This is a genomic window from Salinicola endophyticus, from assembly GCF_040536835.1.
In the GTDB taxonomy this organism is placed as follows: domain Bacteria; phylum Pseudomonadota; class Gammaproteobacteria; order Pseudomonadales; family Halomonadaceae; genus Salinicola; species Salinicola endophyticus_A.
The window spans coordinates 4,048,608-4,071,576 of sequence record NZ_CP159578.1; the positions used below are offsets into that span (position 1 = coordinate 4,048,608).

The following is a 22,969-nucleotide window of genomic DNA, read 5'->3' on the forward strand; positions in this document are numbered from 1 at the left end:
ACGAGACGGCTTGTCCAGGTCGTTTCGCCAAAGACAAGGCCCGAGTTCTCCGAGCCAGGGGACTCGGGCCTTGTCGTCTCGGCCGCAAACGTGCCCAGCCCGCTTCCCAGTCCCCCAAGACGAAGTGCCCTCGAATCCGGATAATGGCCGCCATCCACCTCCCGTCAGCCACGGAGGTCAGCCACTTACCAACGCGGTCTCTCTCCATGGAAATCAAGGTCAACTATCTCGACAACCTGCGCCAGGAAGCCAAGTTCGACGACTTCACGGTGATCACCGACCAGCCGATCCGCTACAAGGGCGACGGCTCGGCGCCGGGGCCGTTCGACTACTTCCTCGCCTCCACGGTGCTCTGCGCGGCCTATTTCGTGCGGGTCTACTGCAACGCCCGCGAGATCCCCACCGAGAACATCCGGCTGTCGCAGAACAACATCGTCGACCCGGAGAATCGCTACAACCAGATCTTCCGTATCCAGATCGAACTACCGGCGGACATCTCCGACAAGGACCGCACCGGCATTCTGCGATCGATCGAGCGCTGCTCGGTCAAGCGGGTGATCCAGAACAACCCCGAGTTCCAGATCGAGGCGGTGGAGAACATCGACGAGAACGCCCAGGCGCTGCTGATGGGTGGCTCGCTCGACAAGGACGGCGAGAGCCAGGCGACCTGGATCGAAGGCAAGGACCTGCCGCTGGAGCAGACCATCGCCAACATGACGGGCATCCTCGAGCGCCTCGGCATGAAGATCGAGATCGCCTCCTGGCGCAATATCGTGCCCCACGTCTGGTCGCTGCACATTCGCGATGCCGCCTCACCGATGTGCTTCACCAACGGCAAGGGCGCGACCAAGGAAGCCGCGCTGTGCTCGGCGCTGGGCGAGTTCATCGAGCGCCTGTCGTGCAACTTCTTCTACAACGATCAGTTCTTCGGCAACGAGATCGCTGCCAGCGAGTTCGTCCACTACCCGAACGAACGCTGGTTCCAGCCGGGGCCGGACGACGCGCTGCCCAGCGAGATTCTCGACGACCACTGCCGCGCGATCTTCGACCCGGACGGCGAGCTCCGAGGCTCGCACCTGTATGACACCAACTCCGGGCGCACCGACCGCGGCATCGTCTCGCTGCCGTTCAAGCGCCACTCGGACGGCGAGACGGTATGGTTCCCCTCCAACCTGATCGAGAACCTCTATCTCAGCAACGGCATGAGCGCCGGCAACACCCTCGCCGAAGCGCAGGTGCAGTGTCTCTCCGAGATCTTCGAGCGGGCGGTGAAGCGTCAGATCATCGAGCAGGAGATCGCGCTACCGGACGTCCCCGAGGCGGTACTGGCGCAGTACCCGACGATTCTCGAAGGCGTGCAGGCGCTGGAGGCCCAGGGCTTCCCGGTGCTGGTCAAGGATGCCTCCCTCGGCGGGCGCTTCCCGGTGGCGTGCGTGACGCTGATGAACCCGCGCACCGGCGGCGTGTTCGCCTCCTTCGGCGCGCACCCCAGCCTGTCGGTCGCCATCGAACGCAGCCTCACCGAGCTGCTGCAGGGGCGCAGCTTCGAGGGCATGAACGATCTGCCGCCGCCCACCTTCAACTCCCAGGCGGTGAGTGAACCGAACAACTTCGTCGAGCACTTCATCGACTCTTCCGGCGTGGTGTCGTGGCGTTTCTTCAGCGCCACGGCGGACGTCGACTTCGTCGAGTGGGACTTCTCCGGCACCAACGACGAGGAGGCCGAGCGCCTGTTCGCGATCCTCGAAGACGAGGGGCTGGAAGCCTATGTCGCCACCTTCGAGGATCTCGGCGCCCCGGTGTGCCGCATCCTGGTGCCCGGCTACTCCGAGGTCTACCCGGTCGAGGATCTGGTGTGGGACAACACCAACATGGCGCTGGCCTTCCGCGAGGATATCCTCGCCCTGCACCGCCTCGATGAGGCGCAGCTGACCGACCTGCTCGAGCGTCTGGAGGAGAGCGAGCTCGACGAGCAGATGAAGATCGTCACCCTGATCGGGATCGAGTTCGACGACAACACCGTGTGGTCGGAGCTGACCATCGCCGAGCTGAAGCTGCTGATCCAGCTGGCGCTGGGGCGCCTCGAAGACGCTCTGGACGGCGCGCAGATGTTCTTGCAGTTCAACGACAACACCGTCGATCGCGGGCTTTTCTATCAGGCGCTGTCGGCGGTACTCGAGATCGCCCTGGAAGACGATCTCGAGCTCGACGACTACCGCCACAACCTGACCCGCATGTTCGGCGAGGCGAAGATGGCAGATGCCATTGGCGCGGTGGAAGGCTCGGTGCGCTTCCCCGGGCTGACGCCGACCAGCCTCGCGCTCGAAGGCATCGAGCGCCACCAGCGCCTGCTCGAGAGCTATCACAAGCTGCACGCCTGGCGGGCGGCCAACGCGCGTTGATCGGGGGCGCTAATGAGGCACCCTGATCGGCAACGGCACTAGCCGCCGCTGGCTTCGACGATGTAGCGCGCGATCATCAGATCGAGATGTGCGCCACCGCCGTTCTTGTAGAGCGTGATGTCGCTATCGTCCCGGCGCCCGGGCGCGCCGCCGAGCAGCTCGCGCAGGTCGCCCAGCACATCGCTCGCCGCGATGGTGCCGGCGGCCAGCGGGATAGCCAGCTCGCCGATATGGCCCATGGTGCTGTCGCGGCTGTCGACGAACAGCCGCGCGCGGGTCAGCAGGGTGTCATCGGCCTCGCGCATATCGGCCTTGAAGGCGCCGATCAGGTCGACATGGGTGCCGGGGCGCACCCACTCGCCGCGCAGAAACGGCTCACGCGCCAGCGTGGCAGTGGCGATGATATCCGCCTGCCCGGCGGCCTCGGCCAGCTCGCTCACCGCCACCACGGGTATCCGGTGGTCGGCATAGCGTTCGGCCAGCGCCGTCGCACGGGCCGGCGTACGGTTCCACAGGCGGATGCATTCGAGTGAAGGGAACAGCGCGCTATAGGCTTCGATCAGGCTCGCCGCCACCGCTCCGGCGCCACAGATCAGCAGCTCGCGGCTGTGCGGCCGCGCCAGGCACAGCGCCCCGAGTACCGAGTCGCTGGCGGTCTTGATCTCGGTGACCAGTCGGCTGTCGAGCACTGCCTGCAGCCGGCCATCCTCCGGGGCGAAGTAGAGCATCGCCCCCTGCACCGTGGGCAACCCGCGCGCGGCGTTGGCCTCGAACACGGTGACCGCCTTGGCGCCGTAGCCGAGCCCGGGAATAAAACAGGAGCGGTTGAGCAGCGTGCCCTCGGCCGGGCCGAGAAAGCTGTCGTCGATCTGGGGCGGCGCGCCTAGATGGCCCTGGCGCAGGGCCTCGACCGCGCCCGCCCAATCCAGCGCGCCGCGCGTCTCCGCATAGCCGATCTGGCGCATCCGTTGGCCCTCACTGCTGGTGTCGTATTGGTCGTCTCCGATCGACCCTATCCAGTGTGGGTGCCGCAGCGCAAGCGCCGACGCTCAGGCGGGGCCGGCCTCGAGCAGGCGCACCGCCAGGTGCACGAAGTCCACCGACGAGACGATCCCCACCAGGCGCCCGTCGCCATCGACCACCGGCATCGCGCCGTGACGATTGTCGAGCAGGGTACGCCCGGCCTCGGCCAGTGGCGTCTCCGGCGTCAGCGTCAGCACCTCGCCGGAAAGCACCTCTTCCACCGGGATCAGGGCCAGGTGATGGCTCAGGCGGTTCGAGCCATAGACGTTGGTGATCTGCAGCGCCTCACGCAGCACCACCTTCTGATTGAGCATTCCCACCAGCCGCTCCTGCGCGTCGAGCACCGGCAGATGCCGAATCTTGTGCTCGCGCATCGCTTCGTTGCCATCGTGCAGCGACTGATCGAGACGCAAGGTAAGCACGTCGCGGATCATGATATCCGCCACGCGTTGGGGTAATGCCTGACTCATGCCGACTCTCCTCGAGTGACCCTAGGGGGAATAGACCAACCGTTGATCCATACATAGATCGATCGACCATTCTGCTGATTATCGGCAGCCGAGCGGCCTGGCGTAGGCCCTATATGAGCTCTTGGGCGAAAAACTCCTGCGTTCACCGACCGCGTGCGGCGACGCTTCACGTCGCCGTCATCTCCCCGCTCTAGGCTTCTCGCGTAACGCCCGTGACCGCCCGAGGAGATGCCCCGTGACCACCCCCAAGCCCCCCATCACCCGTCGCGAACTGCTGGCCCGCGGCGGCCAGCTCGGCCTTGCCACTGCCGGCCTGCTCGGCGCGCCGGCCATCGTGCTCGCCGAAGGGCGCCGCCCCAGGGTAGAGGGCGGGGTCATGAGCGGCGATGTGCTGGCCGACCGCGCCATGCTGTGGGCCCGCGCCGACCGCCCGGCGCGGATGCTGATCGAGGTCGCCGACAACCCCGATTTCCGCGCCGCCCGCCAGCTTCCCTGGGTCGACGTACTGCCCGACAGCGGGCTGATCGGCAAGCTCGACGCCACCGGGCTCGGCGGCATGCCGGAAGTCCACTATCGGGTGCGTTTCGCGGCTCTGGGTGACGCCCGGGCGGTTAGCGAGCCGGTGGTCGGCCGCCTGCGCCTGCCGCCGAACGCACCGCGGGATCTGCGCTTCGTGTGGTCCGGCGACGTGGTCGGTCAGGGCTGGGGGATCGACGAATCGCGCGGCGGCATGCGCACCTGGGAGGCGATGCGCCAGGTGCGCCCGGACTTCTTCATCCATTCCGGCGACAGCGTCTACGCCGACGGCCCGCTCGAATCGCAGGTAGCACTGCCCGATGGCAGCACCTGGCGCAACGTCGTCACGCCAGCCAAGCAGAAGGTGGCCGAGACCCTCGAGGAGTATCGCGGCCAGCACGCCTACAACCATCTCGACGCCAACTTCCGCCGTTTTGCCGCCGAGGTGCCGATGCTGGCCCAGTGGGACGACCACGAGACAATCAACAACTGGTATCCGCAGGAGATTCTCGACGACGACCGCTATACCGAGAAGCGCGTAGCCCTGCTCGCGGCCCGCTCGCGTCAGGCATTTCTCGACTACATGCCGTTGCGGCTGTCTTCAGCGGCGCCGCAGCGCATCTACCGCCGCTTCGCCTATGGCCCGGGTATGGAAGTGTTCATGCTCGACATGCGCAGCTATCGCGGCCCCAACAGCGCCAACCGCCAGGCCGAAGCCTCGCCGGCCACCGCCTTCATCGGCGAGGACCAGTTCCGCTGGCTGCACCAGGCGCTCAAGCGCTCCACCGCGACCTGGAAGATCATCGCCGCCGACATGCCGATCGGCCTGGTGGTGCCGGATGGCGACGACTTCGAAGCGATCGCCAACGCCGACCCCGGCCAGCCGCTGGGGCGCGAGCTGGAGCTCGCCCGCCTGCTCAAGGCGATCCGCGACGACGATATCGCCAACGTGGTGTGGTTCACCGCCGACGTGCACTACACCGCCGCCCACCACTACGCGCCGGAGCGCGCGGCCTTCAAGCAGTTCAAGCCGTTCTGGGAGTTCGTCAGCGGCCCGCTCCACGCCGGCACCTTCGGCCCCAATGACTTAGACGCCACCTTCGGCCCCAAGGTGGTCTTCCAGAAGGCACCGCCGGCGGGGCAGAAGAACCTGCCGCCCTCGGCGGGCTATCAATTCTTCGGCCAGGTCGACCTCGACGGCGAGAGCGAAACGCTCACGGTGACACTGAAGGATAGCGACGGCACCGCCCTGCATACGCAGGTGCTGACCCCCGAAAATCGCGCCTGAGCTCGCCGCCTTTTCGTGCAAGCCCTAGCTACGGCGCCGGCGTGGCAGCCCTGCCCCCGGCGCCCATCGTCAGAGGGGTTTGGAAACACCCTATTAAACGTAGCGCGCCCGAAACTGCCACTCCCCCGGCCCCACCTCGTTACGGATCGCCGCCACCAGCGCCGGGTCGAGGCGCGGGTCGTCCAGCGCATACAGGCCGCACCCCGCCAGCGCCTGGCGCACGGTCAGTGCTCCCGAGAGACGCTCGTAGACCACCCGCACGCTGCAGGGCATGCGCTCGCTGCTGTCCGCCACCCCGAGCTTGAGACCGGAGAGCCGGAAGACCTGACTCTTGAAGCTGGGGAACAGGATCGTCTGGGTGATCTCGTGGCCGTTGAGCGACTCGTGGTCGACCAGAAACAGACGGTCGCTCAGCAGCATCGCCACGCCGCGATAGCGGTTGTGACACAGCCGCCCACCGCCGACGGCCGGCATGCGCTCGGTGCGCTGGTAGACCACGTCGTCGCCGCGGCGCTCGAGGCACACCAGGGTGCACAGCACGTACCCCGGCCGCGACATCGCCAGATAGTACTCGTGGTAGTAGCCCAGATAGCGCGACATGCCCTGGCGGCCCGTCTCCAGCAGCGCCGCCGGCAGCGCGGGGGCGCTAAGCGCGGTGTCGGTCTCCCCCGGCCTGCCGGGCCGCAGGTGCACCAACGCCTGGAACTCGGCGTGGGGCAGCACGATCTCGTGGAGCTCGACCCCGAAGAAATCGCACACCCGGCGCATGGTGTGGCCGGCGGGCCGATAGCGCCCGTTGAGATAGCGATTGAACTGGGCGCGATTGATCTCGAGCCGCCGACACACCTCGGCAATCGAGCGGTAGTAGCTGCACAGCAGCCGCAGGTTGGCAGCGAAATCATCATGCATGGCGAAGGCTCGTCCGGCCGCAGGTGGTGCACTCTGGTGCACCGGGTGCGCAAAAGAGTGCGCCAGGCTGCAACAGGGCGTCAAATTCCCCGCCGCTCGGCGAGTGATTAAATGCGTGGCGGCGCCACGACGCCGTCCACAACGCAATCTACGACGCGGTTCAGGAGGAGACGCTCGACGACGGCTCGTCCGCGACCACGCGTTCCAAGACAACTCGTTGCATAACAACCGGATTCACAACGGCTGGATTCACCAAAACCGGATTCACAACAACCGGATTCACAACAACCGGATCCACAACAACATAAGAGCGGAGACAACGCATGCTGGATTTCCTCAACGACCTGCTGTGGGGCAAGGTCCTGCTGGTGCTGCTGATCGTCGTGGGCGTCGGCTTCACCCTCGCCTCGCGCTTCGTGCAGTTTCGCTATTTCGGCCAGATGTTTCGCATCCTCGGCGCCAGTCAGGCCTTCCGCCGCGACAAGCACGGCCATCTGAGTTCGTTCCAGGCGCTGGTGCTGTCGGTGGCCGGGCGGGTCGGCGGCGGCAACATCGCCGGCGTCGCGGTGGCGATCACCCTCGGCGGGCCGGGGGCGATATTCTGGATGTGGGTGGTCGGCCTGATGGGCATGGCCACCAGCTTTCTGGAGTGCACCCTGGCCCAGACCTACAAGGAAGCCGAGGCCGACGGCACCTACCGCGGCGGCCCGGCCTACTACATCTCGCGCGGGCTGGGGCGGCGCTGGCGCTGGCTGGCGCTGGTCTACTCGGTGCTGCTGCTGGTGACCTTCGGCTTCGCCTTCACCGCACTGCAGTCCTACGCCGTGGCGACGTCGTTCGGCGATGCCTTCGGCGTGCCGGTGCTCTACAGCGGCCTGGGCCTGGCGATGGTCGTGGGCCTGATCATATTCGGCGGCATCAAGCGCATCGCGCGTATCTCCGAGGTGCTGGTGCCGTTCATGGCCGGCGGCTATCTGCTGATCGCGCTGCTGGTGCTGTGCCTCAACATCGAGAAGATTCCCGATGTGATCGTGCTGATCGTGAAGAGCGCCTTCGGCCTCGAACCGGCGATCGGCGGCGGCATCGGCGCGGCGATCATGATGGGCGTCAAGCGCGGCCTGTTCTCCAACGAGGCTGGCCTGGGCAGCGCCCCCAACGTGGCCGCTGTGGCCTATGTGCCGCACCCGGCCAACCAGGGCATCGTGCAGGCGTTCTCGGTATTCATCGACACCGTGGTCATCTGCTCGGCCACGGCGTTCATGATCCTGCTCAGCGGCGTCTACGATCCGGCCTCGACCAGCGACGTGGCGGGCATTGCGCTGACCCAGGCGTCGATGGCCGACCATGTCGGCGAGTGGGGGCGCACCTTCGTCAGCCTGGCGCTGCTGCTGTTCGCCTTCAGCACCATTCTCTACAACTACTACCTGGGCGAGAACAGCCTCAACTACTTCAGCCGCGGCAACCAGACGCTGTTCAACGCCTTCCGCGTGGCCATCGTGCTGCTGGTGTGCTGGGGCGCGACCACCGATCTGGGCACGGTCTTCGGCTTCGCCGACGTCACCATGGGCCTGCTGGCGGTCGCCAACCTGGTCGCGCTGATCCTGCTGTTCAAGTCGGGGCTGCGCATCCTCAAGGACTTCGACGCCCAGCGCCGCCAGGGCATCGAGCGCCCGATCTTCAACGCCAAGGACCACCCGGAACTGGATCTGGACCCACAGGCGTGGGAGCTGGCGCCGGAGGATCTCGAACGCGCCCACCGCACCCTGGGCAATACCCCCGCCAACGCGCGCGGCTGAGCCCCCTCGATCACGGCTCCGCCCCGACGGTCCCACCCCAGCGGCCCCGCCAAAGCGGGGCCGTGTCGCGGCAACCCGGCTACACTGGCTCTCGCCGCAGCCCGCGGTGGATACCGAGAGCCCCCATGCCGCCAGCGCCACAGTCCGCCGGGAGCCCGCCTCTCGAATCACACGCGCCTGCCCATACGCCCTCGCGGCGCAGCAGGCGCGGCCTGGATGGTTTGAACTTCTTCCTCGCTGACGTGCGCGATGGCGTGGGGCCCTTCCTGGGGATCTACCTACTGACCCGCTTCGACTGGAGCGCGGGGCAGATCGGGCTGGCGATGTCGGCGATGACTTTCGCCACCATGCTCGCCCAGAGCCCCGCCGGGGTGCTGTTGGACATCACCCGCCGCAAGCGCCTGCTCACCGCGTTGGCCACCCTGGTGGTGGCGGTCTGCAGCGTGCTGATGACGCTGCCGGCCTTCGTCAATCTGCCCGCGATCCTGCTGCTGCAGGCGCTGATGGGGGTCAGCGCGGCGCTGCTGCTGCCGGCGGTGGCGGCGATCACCCTGGGTATGGTGGGGCGCCGGCGCTTCCCCGAACGCCAGGGCCGCAACGAGGTGTTCAACCACGCCGGCAACGTGGTCTCGGCCCTGCTGGCGGGGCTGCTGGCGCACTTTCTGAGCGTCGAGTGGCTGTTCTACTCGCTGCTGCTGTTCGCCTGCGGCAGCCTGTTCAGCGCGCTGATGATCCGCGAGACGGATATCGACCATGTCGCCGCCCGCGGCGCGGTGGCGCAGGAGGCGAAGGACTCAGCGCCGCAGACCAGTGGCGTGCTGCAGGTGCTGCGCGACCGCCGCCTGCTGATGCTGGGCGCGGCGCTGACGCTGTTTCACTTCGCCAATGCCGCGATGCTGCCGCTGGTCGGCCAGTACCTGACGATCGGCGATCAGGACGCCGCCTCGCTCTACATGTCGGCCTGCATCGTGATCGCGCAGCTGGTGATGATTCCGGTGGCCTGGTGGGCGGGGCGCCGGGCTCAGCGCTGGGGGCGGCGGCCGGTGTTCATGCTCGGCCTGCTCGCACTCCCGCTGCGCGGGCTGCTCTACGGGGTCAGCAACGACCCGGTGTGGCTGCTGCTGGTGCAGGCGCTGGATGGCATCGGGGCGGGGATCTTCGGGGTGCTGTGGCTGATCGTAGCCGCCGACCTGACCCGCGGCAGCGGGCGTTACAACGCCATCGTCGGGGTACTCGGCACGCTGTTCGCGCTCGGCGCGGCGGCCTCCAACCTGGTCGCCGGCTATGTGGTGGATGCCAGCGGCTACGTCGGCGGCTTCGTGTTCCTCGCCGCCTTCGGCGCGCTGGCGCCGCTGGTCTATTGGTTCGGGGTGGGCGAAACCCGCAGCGCCGACGCGGACTAGGCCGGCGTCTGCGCGGTAACACGCTCCGGCGCGGCCTGGACAGGCGCCGTGCCGAACACCTCGTGCAGGTGGGCACGGTAGGCGGCGACGTCGCGCTCGACGTCGGGCGCCTTGATCACGTCGTTGGCGATGAAGGTGGGCAGCGCCGCCAGCCCCACGAACTGCTGCGACTTGTGGAACGGGAAGTAGACCCCGTCGACGCCGCGCCCCTCGAAGAAGTCGTCGGGCGAATCGAAGGCTTCGCGGGGGGCGTTCCAGGTCAGCGAGAGCAGATAGCGCCGCCCCTGGAGCAGCCCACCGCTGCCGTACTGGCGGCTGGGGTCCTGACGCGAGCGACCATCGCTGGCATAGAGCGAGCCGTGGCCGGCGGTGAACACCTCGTCGATATAGCGCTTCACGCTCCAGGGTGCGCCCATCCACCAGCCAGGCATCTGATAGACGATGGCGTTGGCCCACACAATCTTGTCGACCTCCGCCGCGCTATCGTAGCCCTGCTCGATCACCGTCTCGCGGATCTCGTGGCCGAGCGCGCCCAGCGTCTCCACGGCGGCCGCATGCAGGGTATTGTTGAGTTCACCGCGGGAATGCGCGAAGGCCTTGCCGCCGTTGATCAGTAGTATCTTCATGCCGGATGTCTCTCCCGATAGCTGGTGGTGACCTCGCCTGGGGCGCTGCGCGCCGTTCGCTGTCACCCTTCGATGCGGCCTATTGTGGGGTAACCGCACGCGGGAAAAACCCGTGCCCCGGCAACTCATTCTTGCTTTAGAATCAACAACCCGCGCCGACACGCCTCCCGCTACCGACGGCTTACGGATCATGAAAAGTACCTTCGAAGAACAGCAGGCCTTCATCGCCGTGGTCGACTGCGGCTCGATCACCGCTGCCGCCGAACGGCTCGGCATCACCGTCTCGGGGGTCAGCCGTGCGCTCAACCGCCTCGAACGCAAGCTCGATACCACCCTGATGCGGCGCACCACGCGGCGCCTGGAGCTGACCCAGGAGGGCGAGACCTTTCTCGACCACTGCCGGCGTATCCTCAATGCGGTGGAGGCCGCCGAGGAGTCGGTTCTCGGCCACCACGACCAGCCCCAGGGGCGGCTGCGGGTCAACGCCGCCCCGAGCTTCATGCAGCTGGTGATCGTGCCGCTGATCGGCGAGTTCCGCCGCCGCTACCCGGGTATCACGCTGGCGCTGGATACCCACGACCGTTTCGTCGATCTGCTCGAGCAGCGGGTCGACCTGGCGATTCGTATCGGTGATCTGGAGGACTCCTCGCTGCACGCGCGTACCCTGGGGCACAGCCCGCTGCGGCTGCTCGCCAGCCCGGCCTATCTCGCACGCCGCGGCACCCCGCAGCAGGTGGCGTCCCTGGCGGACCACGACCTGCTCGGCTTCAACCAGCTCGACCATCTCAACCGCTGGCCGCTGCGCGATGCCCACGGCGAGCCGCTGCTCATCACCCCCACGCTCAGCGCCTCCAGCGGCAGTACGCTGCTCAGCCTGGCGCTGGCCGGCGAGGGCATCGTCTGCCTGGCCGACTACATGACTCTGCAACCGCGTCAGCGCGGCGAGCTGGTGGCGGTGCTGGAAACGGCGACCGAACGCCAGACCCAGCGGATCAGTGCGGTCTACTATCAGCAGGCCGCGCTGACCCGACGCGCCCGCGCCTTCATGGACTTTCTCGCCGAGCGTCTGCCAGGCAGCCATCTGGAGGCGTGACGCCGCGTCATCCGACGACACGCTTCACCTAACTGACATACCCGCGTCACCTCAGCGTCATGCAGTCGCCCCATGCTGCAATCGTTTTCATTGCTGTGGGCAGGTGGGTCGATGTCGTCACGCTGTGGTTTGGGCCGGATCGCCGCGCCCCCTCTCAGGAATATCGTGCAGACAGCTTCGTCGGGGGGTGGCGCATGGCCTCGCGCCCTTCGCTGATCCAGGTCGCCGAGCAGGTCGGCGTCTCGCCGGCCACGGTGTCGCGAGCGTTCAACCGCCCGGAGCTGCTCAATGCTGCGACCCGCGAGCGCATTCTGAGCACCGCCAAGCGGCTCGGCTTCCGCCCCAACAAGGTCGGGCGCAGCCTGCGCTCGGGGAGTACGCGCACGCTGGGCCTGCTGCTGCCGACCCTGGCCAATCCGGTGTTCGCCGCCTGCTTCGAGGGCGCGGAGGCGGCCGCCCTGGATGCCGGCTACAGCGTGATGCTGGCGACCACCGGCTACGACAGCGAGCGCGAGCGCCTGGCGGCGCGCAGCCTGCTCGATCACCGTGTCGAGGGGTTGATCCTGACAGTGGCCGACCCCGCGGACAGCGCCACGCTGGACGAGCTCGGCAGCAGCGGGGTGCCCTTCGTGCTGGCTTACAACGAGTCCGACGACCACCCCTGCGTCAGCGTCGACAACCACGCTGCCGCTGGCGACATGGTCTCTCATCTGGCCGCGCAGGGGCACCGCCAGCTGGCCCTGATCAGCGGCCCGCTGGCCGCCTCCGACCGCGCGGCACACCGCCTGACCGGGGCGATGGCGCGCGCCGAGACGCTGGGTCTGCCCGCGCCGATCCATGTGTCGATGTCACGCCATACCGCCGCCGACCGCTGCCGACTCAAGGAGCTGCTCGCCGCGCCGCAGCCACCGAGTGCGCTGTTCTGCTCCAACGACCTGCTCGCCGCCGCAGTGATCGCCGAGCTGGCCACCCTCGGCCGGCGCGTACCCGACGACCTTTCGGTGTGCGGCTTCGACGGCATGGATTTCGGTGCGCTGATGGTGCCGTCACTGGCCAGCGTGCATCAGCCCAGTAGAGAGATCGGCAGCCACGCCTGTCGCGAGCTGCTGGCGGCGCTCGCCGGGCGGCCCAGCCATTCGCAGCGCCTGCCCCACCGGCTGCTCGACGGCGGCACCGTCACCGCGCCAGGCCCGCCGTGAGATTTCACTTTCGCCATGAGATTCCAACCACGCCGCCCCGGCGGCATTCGAGGACGATGAGATGCTGAACAAGACGCTGCGCGCTGCCTGTCTGGCGCTGGGCATGACCACCGTGACGCTGGCTTCGCTACCGGTGTACGCCGCCGACGATACCGCGATCTGCTACAACTGCCCGCCGGAGTGGGCCGACTGGGGCACCCAGTTGCAGGCCATCGCGGCCGACACCGGCGTTCACGTCCCCCAGGACAACAAGAACTCCGGCCAGTCGCTGGCCTCGCTGGTCGCCGAGAAGAACAACCCGGTAGCGGACGTGGTCTACTACGGCGTCACCTTCGGCATCCAGGCCGCCGAGCAGGGTCTGGTGCAGCCCTACAAGCCGGCCCACTGGGACGCGATCCCCGCCGATCTCAAGGATCCGGACGGCAAGTGGTTCGCGATCCACTCCGGCACCCTGGGCTTCATGGTCAACGTCGACGCGCTGAACGGCTTGCCGGTGCCGCAGTCGTGGAGCGACCTGCTCAAGCCCGAGTACCGCACCATGGTCGGCTATCTCGACCCCGGCTCGGCATTCGTCGGCTATGTCGGCGCGGTCGCCGTCAACCGCGCCCTGGGCGGTACCCTCGACGACTTCACCCCGGCCATCGAGTGGTTCCAGAAGCTGCAGGCCAACAGCCCCATCGTGCCCAAGCAGACCGCCTACGCCCGGGTGCTCTCCGGCGAGATCCCGATCCTGCTCGACTACGACTTCAACGCCTATCGTGCGCGCTACCAGGACCACGCCAACGTGCGCTTCGTGATCCCGCAGGAGGGCACCGTCAGCGTGCCCTACGTGATGAGCCTGGTGGCCAATGACCCGAACCCCGCGGCGGCCAGGAAGGTGCTCGACTACGTGCTCTCCGACAAGGGTCAGGCGATCTGGGCCAACGCTTACCTGCGCCCGGTGCGCCCGGAGGCGATCTCGCAGCAAGCCCAGAGCAAGTTCCTCCCGGCCAGCGACTACGCCCGCGCCGGTACCGTCGACTACGCCCGAATGGCGGCGGCGCAGCGCGCCTTCTCCCAGCGCTACGCCAACGAGGTGAAGTGATGACAGCGGCCCCGCACCGGGCCGCCCCGCTCGCCACGCGGGGCGGTCGCCGGGCAACGCTGGTGGGGCGCCACGCCTGGCTGCCTATCGCCCTACCCGCCACCACGCTGTTCATCGCCTTCTGGCTGCTGCCGATGGCCAAGCTGGCCGGGCTGGGGGCGGCAACGCCCCAGGGCATGGAGAGCTCGGCCTACTGGCTGGTGGTGACCCAGCCGCGCTACTGGCAGAGCCTGGCCAATACGGTGGTGCTGTCACTGGGGGCGACCCTCGCCACCCTGGCCATCGCGCTGCCGGTCAGCCGCTTTCTGGCCCGGCATCCGCACTTCCCCGGGCGGCGGGCACTGATGGCGCTGCTGCTGTTTCCGCTCGCCTTCCCCGGCGTGGTGGTGGGCTTTCTGGTGATCCTGACCACGGGCCGCCAGGGCGTACTCAACACGCTCTCGCGGGCGCTCACCGGCGAGCCGACGGTGCTCGCCTACGGCATGGCAGGGCTGTTCATCGGTTATCTCTATTTTCTGCTGCCGCGCACCATCGGCGTGCTGATGGCGGCGGTGGAGGGCATCGACAAGCAGTGGCTGGAAGCGGCGCAGACGCTGGGGGCACGGCCGTGGCGGCGGTTCGTCGACATCGAGCTACCGGCACTCGCCAGTGCACTCACCGCCGCAGGGGCGATGTGCTTCGCCACCGCCATGGGCGCCTTCGGCACGGTTTTCACCCTCGGCACCCGGATCGACGTACTGCCGATCACCATCTACGACGAGTTCACCAACTACGCCAATATCCCGGTCGCCGCGGCGCTCTCCGTAGTGCTGGGGCTGGCGACCTGGGCGGTGCTCTACGCCGCCAATGCGGTTGCCGGCCGCGCGGCGCGGGGAGGCTGAGATGGCCGCAGGAGTTCACCCATGAGGCATTCGCGTTTCGATACCCGGCTGGGCCTGGCCGTGACGCTCGCCGTCACCGCCTTTCTGATCGGCCCGGTACTGCTCTCGGTCAGCGCGGGGCTGACCCGCAACTACTTCGTCGGACTCGACAGCGGCCTGACCCTCAAGTGGGTCGCCCAGGTCTGGGATCTCTACGCCGACACGATCTGGCGCTCCTACGCCGTGGCGCTGATCACCCTCGGCGTAACCCTGGCGCTCGGCGTGCCCGCGGCCTGGGTGCTGACCCTCTACCCCGGCCGCCTGGCGCGCCTGCTGGAGGAGCTGTTGACCCTGCCGGTGGCGGTGCCGGGGCTGGCCACGGCGCTGGCGCTGATCGTCTCCTGGGGCAGCGTCGGCTGGCTGCGCAGCAGCGTGGCCTTCATCGTCATCGGCCATGTGCTGTTCACCCTGCCGTTCATGGTGCGGGCGGCGCGGGCCGGCATGCAGGGCGCCGATCTGCGCACCCTGGACGAGGCCGCGGCCACCCTCGGTGCCAGCCGCCGCCAGCGCTTCTTCGATATCGTGGTACCGGCCGCCAGGAGCGGCATCGTCACCGGGGCATTGACCGTGGTGACGCTCTCCATTGGCGAATTCAACCTGACCTGGCTGCTGCACACGCCGCTGACCAAGACCCTGCCGGTGGGGCTGGCCGACAGCTACGCCTCGATGCGGCTCGAAGTCGCCTCCGCCTACACCCTCGTTTTCCTGCTGATGCTGCTGCCGCTGATGATCGGCCTGCAGTGGTTCGCCGCGCGCTCGACCCGCAGCGGCGGCCTGGCCCTCGGAGCCTCGACATGAACATCGCAATATCTGCCCGCTCGGTGACGACCGGTACACCGCCCCACCCCAGCGCCGCCAAGACGCCGTCCGCCACGGCGCTGGCGATTCGCCTGACCCGCTGCGCCAAGACCTGGCCGGACGGCACCCGCGCGCTCGAACCGCTCGACCTGGAAGTGCAGGCCGGGGAGACCCTGGCGCTGCTCGGCCCCTCCGGCTGCGGCAAGACCACCCTGCTGCGCCTGATCTGCGGGCTGGAACAGGCCGACGACGGTGGCCGGATCGACTTCGGCGATATGGACGTCACCCGGGTGGCGCCGGAGGCGCGCGGAGTCGGCGTGGTCTTCCAGGGCTATGCGCTCTTCCCCAACATGAGCGTGGCGGGCAACGTCGGTTACGGCCTGAAGATCCGTGGCGTGGATGCCGCCACCCGCAAACGCCGGGTCAGCGAGATGCTGGCGCTGGTCGAGCTGGAAGCGCTGGCGGAACGCCGGATCGACCAGCTCTCCGGCGGCCAGCGCCAGCGCGTGGCGCTGGCCCGGGCGATCGCCATCCAACCCCGGGTGCTGCTGCTCGACGAGCCGCTCACCGCGCTGGATGCGCGCCTGCGCCAGCAGCTGCGGGTCGATCTCGCGGCGCTGCTGCGTCGGCTGGGTATCACCTGCGTGATCGTCACCCACGATCAGGAGGAGGCGATGATGCTGGGTGACCGCGTGGCGGTGATGTCCGCCGGCCGGCTGGAACAGCTCGGCACCCCGGAGACGCTCTACCGCCAGCCGGCCTCGCCGTTCGTCGCCGACTTCCTGGGCACCCTTTGCCGGCTGCAGGGCGAGGCAGTGCACCGCCACCACGGCGTCGACACGCTCACCTTCCGCCCCCACGAGATTCGTCTCCACGCCCCCGGCAGCGGGCTCGAGGCGCGGATCGAGGCGCGCTTCTTCCTCGGCAGCCACGTGCGCTTCGAATTGACCCTCGACGACGGCCAGCGCTTCACCGCCCTGGCAGCGGCCAGCGCCGGCTGGCAGCCGGGTGAGCGCGTCGGTATCAGTCTCGTCTCTTCTTCATCGGCCCAGGAGCCATTGCCATGCTGATCGCCCAGATCACCGACCTGCATCTACGCCGCCCCGGCCAGAAGGCGTACCGGGTGGTCGAGACCGACCGCTATCTCGCCCCGGCGGTGGCTGCGCTCAATGCCCTCAAGCCGCGGCCGGACGTGGTCCTGATCAGCGGCGATCTCACCGACTTCGGCCGCCCCGAGGAGTACGCCACCCTGGCCGAGCAGCTGGCGCCGCTGGCGATACCCTGGTATCTGATCCCCGGCAACCACGACGATCGCCAGGCCCTGCGCGCGGCCTTCCCGACCCATGACTACCTGGGTGGCCCGAATCAGGCGTTCATCCAGTACGTCGTCGAGGGCTTCCCGCTGCGCCTGATCGGGCTCGATACCCTGGTTCCCGGCGAGAGCCGCGGCGAGCTCTGCACCGAGCGGCTCGACTGGCTCGCCGATCGGCTCGCCGAGCAGCCCGAACGCCCCACGCTGATCTTCATGCACCACCCGCCATTCGATACCGGCATCGGCCACATGGATGCCATCGGCCTCAGCGGCCGCGAGGCGCTGGCCGCGCTGGTGCGCACCTATCCCAACGTGGAACGCATCGTCTGCGGCCACGTCCACCGCACCCTCTTCCAGCGCTTCGCCGGCACTCTCGCCAGTTGCTGCCCCAGCACCGCGCACCAGGTGGCGCTGGACCTGCGCGATGACGGCCGCTCCGCCTTCGTACTGGAGCCGCCGGGCTATCACCTGCACCTGTGGCGCGACGGGGTGCTGACTACTCACCACGCCGTGATCGGCGACTACGCCGGGCCCTACCCGTTCCACGAGGCGGGCGGGCTGATCGACGAGTGAGCCGCGGAGAAGTGAAGGGTCATGCTTGCGATGAGCAAGCAGAGATAGCCGCTGGTGCCGGCCCGCCCCAATAGCGGCCGCCCGACGAAGGTCTAAGTGCCAAGCGTGCGCGCAGACTGTACAAGTCTGTACATGAGCAAACCTGTCCGATTCGATAAAAAGCAGCGCGTCGTCGATGAGCTGGGACGCCGCATCCGCAGCGGTGAATGGTCCTCCGGCCACCAGCTGCCCGGCGAGCACCAGTTGGCGAACGAGTTCAACGTCAGCCGCGGCACGTTGCGCCAGGCCCTGCTGGAGCTTCAGCGCCAGCAGTACATCGCCACCCAGAGCGGCGTGGGCTCCTTCGTCACCTTCGACGGCATCGCCCTCGACCAGCAGCAGGGCTGGGCGCGCGCGCTGGCGCGCTCCGGGGTGCGTATCGTCACCGAGCTGTTGAGCCTACAGTGCGTGGAGGACGCGGCCCTGGCCGAGCGCGTCGACGGCACCCGCTTCGTCGAGATCGTGCGCCGCCGGCGTCTGGCCGAGGGCGAGATCGTCTCGCTGGAGCGCTCGCTGATACCGGCCCGCGGCCAGCTGGCCCAGCTCCCCGAGCGCGGGCTGATCAACGACTCCATCACCGACACCCTGGCCGCCCACGAGCTGGTGGCGGCACGCGGCGAGCAGTGGCTGAGCCTGGCTGCCCTCGACGAACAGCAGGCCGAGCGGCTGGAGCGGCCGGCCGGCACTCTGTTCATGCAGTCGACCCGGCTGACCCTGGATACCCACGATCGTTTCGTCGAGCACGTGACCAGCCTGCTCGATCCGGCTCACTTCCACTTCCATCTGGCTTTCGATTCATGACCGACTCTTCTGCCGCGCCCGACCTGCGCCGTCGCGCGCTGGGCGCTTTCTACGGCCTGGCCCTGGGCGATGCACTGGGCATGCCGACCCAATCCTTCAGCCGCGCCGAGATTCGCCAGCGCTTCGGCACCCTCGACACCCTGCACGACGGGCCGGCGGATCAACCTATCGCCCCCCACATGCCCGCCGGCTCGATCACCGACGATACCGAGCAGGCCGTGCTCGTGGCCGAACTGCTGATCAGCGGTCACGGCCATATCGAGCCGCTGGCCTTCGCCCGCGCACTCTCCGCGTGGGAGGCCGACATGAAGGCGCGGGGTTCGCAGGATCTGCTGGGGCCTTCCACCAACCGCGCCCTGGCGATGATCGCCGAGGGCGTCGGTCCCGATCAGAGCGGGCGCTTCGGCACCACCAACGGCGCCGCCATGCGTATCACACCGGTGGCCATCGCCACGCCGTCGGCCCCCCGCGAGACGCTGCTCGAGGCAGTGATCGAGGCCAGCCAGGTGACCCACAACACCTCGTTGGGCCTGGCCAGCGCGGCGGCCGTCGCTGGGGCCATCTCGGCAGGCCTGGAGGGCGCGCCGCTGGACCAGGCGCTGAGTGTCGGTCACGAGCTGGCCGCGCTGGGCGAACAGCGGGGGCACTGGAGCGCCGGCGGACTGATCTCGGCGCGCATCGCCTGGGCACGCCAGTTGGTCCGGGGCTGCGACCACGAGACGGGCGTCGCGCTGATCCATGACCTGATCGGCACCTCGGTCGCCTCTCAGGAGTCGGTGGTCGCCACCTTCGCCCTTGCCGAACTCGCCGGCGACGAGCCGCTGACAGCGCTCACCCTGGCCGCCGGCATCGGCGGCGACACCGACACCATCGCCGCCATGCTGGGCGCCATCCTCGGCGCCTGCCACGGCCCCGAGAGCCTGCCCGGCGCGCTGGTGGCGCAGGTCGCGCGCGTCAGTCACTTCGCTCCGGAACCGCTCGTCGATCAGCTGCTGGCACTGCGCCGGCGCCATACCCAGCACCACTGATCTCCAGGACCACCCATACCCAGGAGCATCGATAGCCAGGGGTGCTCATCCCCTGGACCGATACCCCCTGGACCAACAGGATAAACGCCATGGCCTCTCTCGATGCGTCGGCCGCAAAAGCGGGACAACTGGAAACACGCGGGATCGAACCGGCGCCGGAAGCGGAGTGTCACGGCCATCCGCTGCAACTGTTCTGGGTCTGGTTCGCCGCCAATATCAGCATTCTCGGCCTGCCGCTGGGCGCAACCCTGGTCGTCTATCAACAGCTGGCGATCTGGCAGGCGTTCATCGTCGCGGTGATCGGTGCCGGGGGTTCGTTTGCCGTGGTCGGGCTGATCTCGATCGCCGGCCGCCGTGGCCGCGCGCCCAGCCTAACGCTCTCCCGCGCGATCTTCGGGGTCCGGGGCAATGTCGGCCCCACGCTGGTCTCGCTGATGTCGCGCCTGGGCTGGGAGACGGTCAACACCACCACCGCGGCCTATGCGCTGCTGTCACTCTCGGCGCTCGTCTTCGGCACGGCGCCCACCGCGGGCGCGGTCCCCCTGCTGACGCTGGTGTTCATCGCTCTGTTCGTGATCTGCACCCTGCTGGTGTCGGGGCTGGGCCACGCCACACTGTTGGTCATCCAGAAGTGGGCGACCTGGGGCTTCGGCGCGCTGAACATCGTGGTCGCACTGTTTCTGATGGCGACCATCGACTGGCAGGCCGTTGCCGCGACCCCGGCAGCCCCGCTCAGTGCCGTGCTGATCGGCATCGGCACCATCGCCGCCGGCACCGGCATCGGCTGGGCCAACGCTGGCGCCGATATGTCGCGCTATCAGCATGGCCGAGTGAAGGGCTGGTCGCTGGTGCTCTCCGCGGCCGCCGGTGCGGGTATCCCGCTGGTCCTGCTGATCACCCTGGGTGGGCTGATCTCCGCCGGCGACGGTCACCTGGCCTCGGCCAACGACCCCATCGCGGCGATCCGCGCCATGCTGCCCGACTGGATGGCGGTGCCCTATCTGCTAGCGGCCTTCGGCGGGCTGCTGCTCTCCAACAATCTCTCGGTCTACTCTGCCGGGCTCACCACCCTCACCCTGGGGCTGCGCGTGAAGCGGGTCTACGCCGTGGTGGTGGATATCGTGGCGATCTTCGCCGGCTCCATCTACTTCATGCTGATCGCCGGCGACTTCTACGGTCCGTTCATCTCCTTCATCAGCCTGCTGGCCGTACCCATCACCGCCTGGGTCGGCGTCTTCCTGGTCGATCTCATCCATCGCCACCACTTCTCGGGGCCGGACCTGCTCGATGTCAGCCCGACCAGCGCCTACTGGTATCACGGCGGTGTCGAGTGGCGCGCCTTCACCAGCTGGGCGCTGGCGATCGTGATCGGCTTCTGCTTCACCAGCATCGGCATCAGCGGGCATGTCTGGTTCACCGGCGTGCTCGCCGACAGCTGGCTGGGGCACAACGGGCTGGGCTGGATCGCCACCTTCGTGGTCGCCGCCGGCAGCTATCTGCTGATGGGCGGCGCCCGCCATACGTCGCTGGCGGTGGCACGGTGAGCGCCGCCCGCCTGATCCATACCGGCCAGGTGATCGTCGACCTGGTGATGCCGATCGAGCGGCTACCGCCACCCGGCGGCGACACCCTGGCCATGGATGCCACCTTCGAGGTCGGCGGCGGTTTCAACGTCATGGCCGCCGCGAGCCGGGACGGCATGACCGTCGTCTACGCCGGCGGCCATGGCCAAGGGCGGTTCGGTGACATGGCGCGTGAGGCGATGCGTGGTGAGCGCATCGCCTGGCTCGCCCCGGTGGATGAGACCCGCGATACCGGCTTCTGCGTGGCGCTGGTGGACCAGGCCGCGGAGCGCACCTTCATCACCCATCTCGGCGCGGAGATCGGCGGCCGCGACGTGCTGCACCGGCTCGCCCCGACGCCCCAGGATCACGTTCTGGTGAGCGGCTATACGCTGCTGCATGAGCGCGCGGCCGCCACGCTGATCGACTGGCTGCGCCGGCAACCGGCATCGCTCCCGGTGGCATTCGACCCCGGCCCGATGATCGGAGACCTCTGCCCGCAGCGGCTGGACGAGATCCTGCGGCGCACCACCCTGCTCAGCTGCAACGCCGAGGAGGCCCAGGCGCTGACCGCCACCGACTCGCTAGCGGCCGCACTGAGCGCGCTGCCCGCACGGACTCAGGCACCACTGGTCGTGGTCCGCGATGGGCCGCGCGGCTGTCATCTGCTGGCGGATGGCCAGCAGCATCATGTGGCCGGCTTCGACACCCGCGCCGTCGACACCAACGGTGCCGGCGACGCCCATACCGGCGTACTGCTGGCGGCACTGAGCCGCGGCCAGACGCCCGAACAGGCCGCACGCCGCGCCAATGCGGCCGCGGCAATCGCTGTCAGCCGGCATGGCCCGGCCACCGCCCCGGCGAGTAGCGAGATCGATGCCTTGCTGGCGGAGCAGGCAAAGGCGTAACGCGGGGAGCCGGGTTGGCGTGTAAAACGAGGAGGGGGATATCGGCTCAGAATGGCCCGAACAGCGCCTCGTAAACCCCGATGGCGCTGTCGTAGGGCGTGAACCGACGTTTGGGGGTACCGCGAATAGTAGGGCGATTCGCGGAGCTGCCCTGCTTTATCAGATTTGAGTGATCTCAAAACGTGTCGCCAAGATCTCGAGCAACATCTCCCGATCCTCGGCTGTCAGCATGTTCATGGCGAACGCCATCTTGCGAGAAGACTTTTCTGATTTATCGTCGTGCCGCCGATAATGCACCAAGAGCACCTTCTTCTTACGTTCGACACGCTCCACTTCGCTGTCGAGAATCGTGCGCGCCCTCGCCAAAGGGGCCGGCTGGAATACAAGATAGTCGGCTCCGATACGAGCAACGGGAGAGAAATGAAACCAGCACCCCATGCCCACCATAAGCCCGCCCATCCCGATGATCCCTACGGGTGCGGAGGGAACGCTCAGCAGCATAAACAAGCCAAGCGCCAGGGCAACACCACCGACACCCAGCATCAGGCGCGCTTGTGTTTTGGCATAAAATTCCTGCCCTTGTGAAATCGTCGACACGTTACTTCCCTCGATATCCGAATGCGTTTCAGCGTGAGTTTTCTTCAGCCAGTGCGCGGCGCTTGTCGAGCGAGGCATCGTCACTCCGGCTGCTGGCGCGACGAGCCCCGTAGACGGTAATCAGCCCCAGCGGGACGAAGCAAATAGAGCCAATGATCACGAGGACGAACCCTGGCTTGTGCTTGCCGCTCCACAGCATCAGCGCACCCAACAGAGCCACTAGCCAAGAGGCCCCGGTCAGGTAGATCAAGACATCCGGCACGGACTCACCGGGCTCCATATAGAGGCCATTGATCAAACCCAACCACCAAAGAAAGGTAATCCCCAACCCCAGAAAGACCGTTTTCATAGCGCTCTCCATCAAATAAAAGACTGACACACCCTGGCGAGCGGCAAATATTATCAGCCCTGCACTGACCCGCAACCAAAAGTTTATTTAAGACACAAGGCGCGCAGAGAACAGCCTTTGCATCATCCGACTTGTAGAAGATGCTGCCAGTTTCGCACTCGAGAGCACTTACGACGGCTTCCACTGTCTCAGACTGATCCCTTCGCAGCCCGACAAAAAACCAAAAAACCACATAAAAGAAACGCCTTGATGCTTTTCAGGAAGCAACTCAGC

The 22,969-nt window shown here is 67.6% G+C and carries 21 protein-coding genes; 15 read left to right on the forward strand and 6 right to left on the reverse strand.

Going from position 1 to position 22,969, the window contains the following annotated elements:
• The first annotated feature begins 206 nt into the window (after positions 1–206).
• Positions 207–2,402, forward strand: coding sequence for an OsmC domain/YcaO domain-containing protein (locus ABV408_RS18265; protein ID WP_353980298.1), 2,196 nt, complete (start codon positions 207–209; stop codon positions 2,400–2,402).
• 38 nt (positions 2,403–2,440) lie between these two features.
• On the opposite strand, the gene ABV408_RS18270 is transcribed toward ABV408_RS18265, so the two are convergent.
• Both ABV408_RS18270 and ABV408_RS18275 read right to left on the reverse strand, forming a co-directional pair.
• Positions 2,441–3,367, reverse strand: coding sequence for an ornithine cyclodeaminase family protein (locus ABV408_RS18270; RefSeq protein ID WP_353980299.1), 927 nt, complete (start codon positions 3,365–3,367; stop codon positions 2,441–2,443).
• Positions 3,368–3,451: 84 nt separating this feature from the next.
• Positions 3,452–3,895: a CBS domain-containing protein gene (locus tag ABV408_RS18275; protein WP_353980300.1), complete on the reverse strand. Its 444-nt coding sequence runs from the start codon at positions 3,893–3,895 to the stop codon at positions 3,452–3,454.
• Positions 3,896–4,130: 235 nt separating this feature from the next.
• Between ABV408_RS18275 and ABV408_RS18280 the strand changes: the two genes are divergently transcribed.
• Positions 4,131–5,699 carry an alkaline phosphatase D family protein gene (locus ABV408_RS18280; RefSeq protein ID WP_353980301.1) on the forward strand — a complete coding sequence of 523 codons (1,569 nt, stop codon included), beginning with the start codon at positions 4,131–4,133 and terminating at the stop codon, positions 5,697–5,699.
• A 93-nt stretch (positions 5,700–5,792) separates the two neighbouring features.
• On the opposite strand, the gene ABV408_RS18285 is transcribed toward ABV408_RS18280, so the two are convergent.
• Complete coding sequence (locus ABV408_RS18285) at positions 5,793–6,608, reverse strand: helix-turn-helix transcriptional regulator (RefSeq protein ID WP_353980302.1); 816 nt, start codon at positions 6,606–6,608, stop codon at positions 5,793–5,795.
• A 323-nt stretch (positions 6,609–6,931) separates the two neighbouring features.
• Here ABV408_RS18285 and ABV408_RS18290 point away from each other — a divergent pair, with 323 nt between their 5' ends.
• Entirely contained in the window at positions 6,932–8,404 is a 1,473-nt protein-coding gene (locus ABV408_RS18290; RefSeq protein WP_353980303.1) for an alanine/glycine:cation symporter family protein, read from the forward strand.
• 221 nt (positions 8,405–8,625) lie between these two features.
• Complete coding sequence (locus ABV408_RS18295) at positions 8,626–9,807, forward strand: MFS transporter (RefSeq protein ID WP_353980304.1); 1,182 nt, start codon at positions 8,626–8,628, stop codon at positions 9,805–9,807.
• Here ABV408_RS18295 and ABV408_RS18300 read toward each other — a convergent pair.
• Positions 9,804–10,433, reverse strand: a complete 630-nt coding sequence (locus tag ABV408_RS18300; RefSeq protein WP_353980305.1) for an NAD(P)H-dependent oxidoreductase — start codon at positions 10,431–10,433, stop codon at positions 9,804–9,806. The genes ABV408_RS18295 and ABV408_RS18300 overlap by 4 nt on opposite strands.
• Before the next feature lie 190 nt (positions 10,434–10,623).
• On the opposite strand from ABV408_RS18300, the gene ABV408_RS18305 reads away from it, so the two are divergent.
• The 11 genes from ABV408_RS18305 to ABV408_RS18355 all read left to right on the forward strand — a co-directional run bounded on the left by ABV408_RS18305 (position 10,624) and on the right by ABV408_RS18355 (position 21,750).
• Complete coding sequence (locus ABV408_RS18305) at positions 10,624–11,526, forward strand: LysR substrate-binding domain-containing protein (protein WP_353980306.1); 903 nt, start codon at positions 10,624–10,626, stop codon at positions 11,524–11,526.
• 194 nt (positions 11,527–11,720) lie between these two features.
• Positions 11,721–12,725 carry a LacI family DNA-binding transcriptional regulator gene (locus tag ABV408_RS18310; RefSeq protein ID WP_353980307.1) on the forward strand — a complete coding sequence of 335 codons (1,005 nt, stop codon included), beginning with the start codon at positions 11,721–11,723 and terminating at the stop codon, positions 12,723–12,725.
• A gap of 61 nt (positions 12,726–12,786) precedes the next feature.
• Positions 12,787–13,809 (forward strand): ABC transporter substrate-binding protein, encoded by a 1,023-nt coding sequence (locus tag ABV408_RS18315; protein ID WP_353980308.1) that lies wholly within the window; start codon positions 12,787–12,789, stop codon positions 13,807–13,809.
• Complete coding sequence (locus tag ABV408_RS18320) at positions 13,809–14,690, forward strand: ABC transporter permease (protein WP_353980309.1); 882 nt, start codon at positions 13,809–13,811, stop codon at positions 14,688–14,690. The genes ABV408_RS18315 and ABV408_RS18320 overlap by 1 nt, the downstream gene beginning before the upstream one ends.
• A gap of 21 nt (positions 14,691–14,711) precedes the next feature.
• Entirely contained in the window at positions 14,712–15,527 is an 816-nt protein-coding gene (locus ABV408_RS18325) for an ABC transporter permease subunit (RefSeq protein WP_353980310.1), read from the forward strand.
• The gene (locus tag ABV408_RS18330) at positions 15,524–16,597 is read left to right on the forward strand and encodes an ABC transporter ATP-binding protein (RefSeq protein ID WP_353980311.1); all 1,074 of its coding nucleotides are present in this window, start codon (positions 15,524–15,526) and stop codon (positions 16,595–16,597) included. Before ABV408_RS18325 ends, ABV408_RS18330 begins: the two co-directional genes overlap by 4 nt.
• A complete protein-coding gene (locus tag ABV408_RS18335; protein WP_353980312.1) occupies positions 16,591–17,412 on the forward strand; it encodes a phosphodiesterase in 822 nt (273 codons plus the stop codon). The genes ABV408_RS18330 and ABV408_RS18335 overlap by 7 nt, the downstream gene beginning before the upstream one ends.
• Before the next feature lie 132 nt (positions 17,413–17,544).
• A complete protein-coding gene (locus tag ABV408_RS18340) occupies positions 17,545–18,252 on the forward strand; it encodes a GntR family transcriptional regulator (RefSeq protein WP_353980313.1) in 708 nt (235 codons plus the stop codon).
• Positions 18,249–19,280, forward strand: coding sequence for an ADP-ribosylglycohydrolase family protein (locus tag ABV408_RS18345; protein ID WP_353980314.1), 1,032 nt, complete (start codon positions 18,249–18,251; stop codon positions 19,278–19,280). Before ABV408_RS18340 ends, ABV408_RS18345 begins: the two co-directional genes overlap by 4 nt.
• Before the next feature lie 89 nt (positions 19,281–19,369).
• Positions 19,370–20,824: a cytosine permease gene (locus ABV408_RS18350; RefSeq protein ID WP_353980315.1), complete on the forward strand. Its 1,455-nt coding sequence runs from the start codon at positions 19,370–19,372 to the stop codon at positions 20,822–20,824.
• Positions 20,821–21,750 (forward strand): PfkB family carbohydrate kinase, encoded by a 930-nt coding sequence (locus tag ABV408_RS18355; protein ID WP_353980316.1) that lies wholly within the window; start codon positions 20,821–20,823, stop codon positions 21,748–21,750. The genes ABV408_RS18350 and ABV408_RS18355 overlap by 4 nt, the downstream gene beginning before the upstream one ends.
• A 159-nt stretch (positions 21,751–21,909) precedes the next feature.
• On the opposite strand, the gene ABV408_RS18360 is transcribed toward ABV408_RS18355, so the two are convergent.
• Together ABV408_RS18360 and ABV408_RS18365 are read right to left on the reverse strand one after the other, a co-directional pair.
• Positions 21,910–22,425 carry a hypothetical protein gene (locus tag ABV408_RS18360; RefSeq protein ID WP_353980317.1) on the reverse strand — a complete coding sequence of 172 codons (516 nt, stop codon included), beginning with the start codon at positions 22,423–22,425 and terminating at the stop codon, positions 21,910–21,912.
• Positions 22,376–22,696: a hypothetical protein gene (locus ABV408_RS18365; RefSeq protein ID WP_035472745.1), complete on the reverse strand. Its 321-nt coding sequence runs from the start codon at positions 22,694–22,696 to the stop codon at positions 22,376–22,378. Before ABV408_RS18365 ends, ABV408_RS18360 begins: the two co-directional genes overlap by 50 nt.
• Positions 22,697–22,969: the final 273 nt, after the last annotated feature.

Coding starts and splice junctions, on each gene's coding strand:
- ABV408_RS18305 (WP_353980306.1), top strand. CDS start 10,624: ATGAAAAGTACCTTCGAAGAACAGCAGGCCTTCATCGCCGTGGTCGAC.
- ABV408_RS18350 (WP_353980315.1), top strand. CDS start 19,370: ATGGCCTCTCTCGATGCGTCGGCCGCAAAAGCGGGACAACTGGAAACA.
- ABV408_RS18285 (WP_353980302.1), bottom strand. CDS start 6,608: ATGCATGATGATTTCGCTGCCAACCTGCGGCTGCTGTGCAGCTACTAC.
- ABV408_RS18300 (WP_353980305.1), bottom strand. CDS start 10,433: ATGAAGATACTACTGATCAACGGCGGCAAGGCCTTCGCGCATTCCCGC.
- ABV408_RS18310 (WP_353980307.1), top strand. CDS start 11,721: ATGGCCTCGCGCCCTTCGCTGATCCAGGTCGCCGAGCAGGTCGGCGTC.
- ABV408_RS18360 (WP_353980317.1), bottom strand. CDS start 22,425: ATGCCTCGCTCGACAAGCGCCGCGCACTGGCTGAAGAAAACTCACGCT.
- ABV408_RS18265 (WP_353980298.1), top strand. CDS start 207: ATGGAAATCAAGGTCAACTATCTCGACAACCTGCGCCAGGAAGCCAAG.
- ABV408_RS18275 (WP_353980300.1), bottom strand. CDS start 3,895: ATGAGTCAGGCATTACCCCAACGCGTGGCGGATATCATGATCCGCGAC.
- ABV408_RS18335 (WP_353980312.1), top strand. CDS start 16,591: ATGCTGATCGCCCAGATCACCGACCTGCATCTACGCCGCCCCGGCCAG.
- ABV408_RS18365 (WP_035472745.1), bottom strand. CDS start 22,696: ATGAAAACGGTCTTTCTGGGGTTGGGGATTACCTTTCTTTGGTGGTTG.
- ABV408_RS18320 (WP_353980309.1), top strand. CDS start 13,809: ATGACAGCGGCCCCGCACCGGGCCGCCCCGCTCGCCACGCGGGGCGGT.
- ABV408_RS18290 (WP_353980303.1), top strand. CDS start 6,932: ATGCTGGATTTCCTCAACGACCTGCTGTGGGGCAAGGTCCTGCTGGTG.
- ABV408_RS18325 (WP_353980310.1), top strand. CDS start 14,712: ATGAGGCATTCGCGTTTCGATACCCGGCTGGGCCTGGCCGTGACGCTC.
- ABV408_RS18345 (WP_353980314.1), top strand. CDS start 18,249: ATGACCGACTCTTCTGCCGCGCCCGACCTGCGCCGTCGCGCGCTGGGC.
- ABV408_RS18330 (WP_353980311.1), top strand. CDS start 15,524: ATGAACATCGCAATATCTGCCCGCTCGGTGACGACCGGTACACCGCCC.
- ABV408_RS18270 (WP_353980299.1), bottom strand. CDS start 3,367: ATGCGCCAGATCGGCTATGCGGAGACGCGCGGCGCGCTGGATTGGGCG.
- ABV408_RS18340 (WP_353980313.1), top strand. CDS start 17,545: ATGAGCAAACCTGTCCGATTCGATAAAAAGCAGCGCGTCGTCGATGAG.
- ABV408_RS18315 (WP_353980308.1), top strand. CDS start 12,787: ATGCTGAACAAGACGCTGCGCGCTGCCTGTCTGGCGCTGGGCATGACC.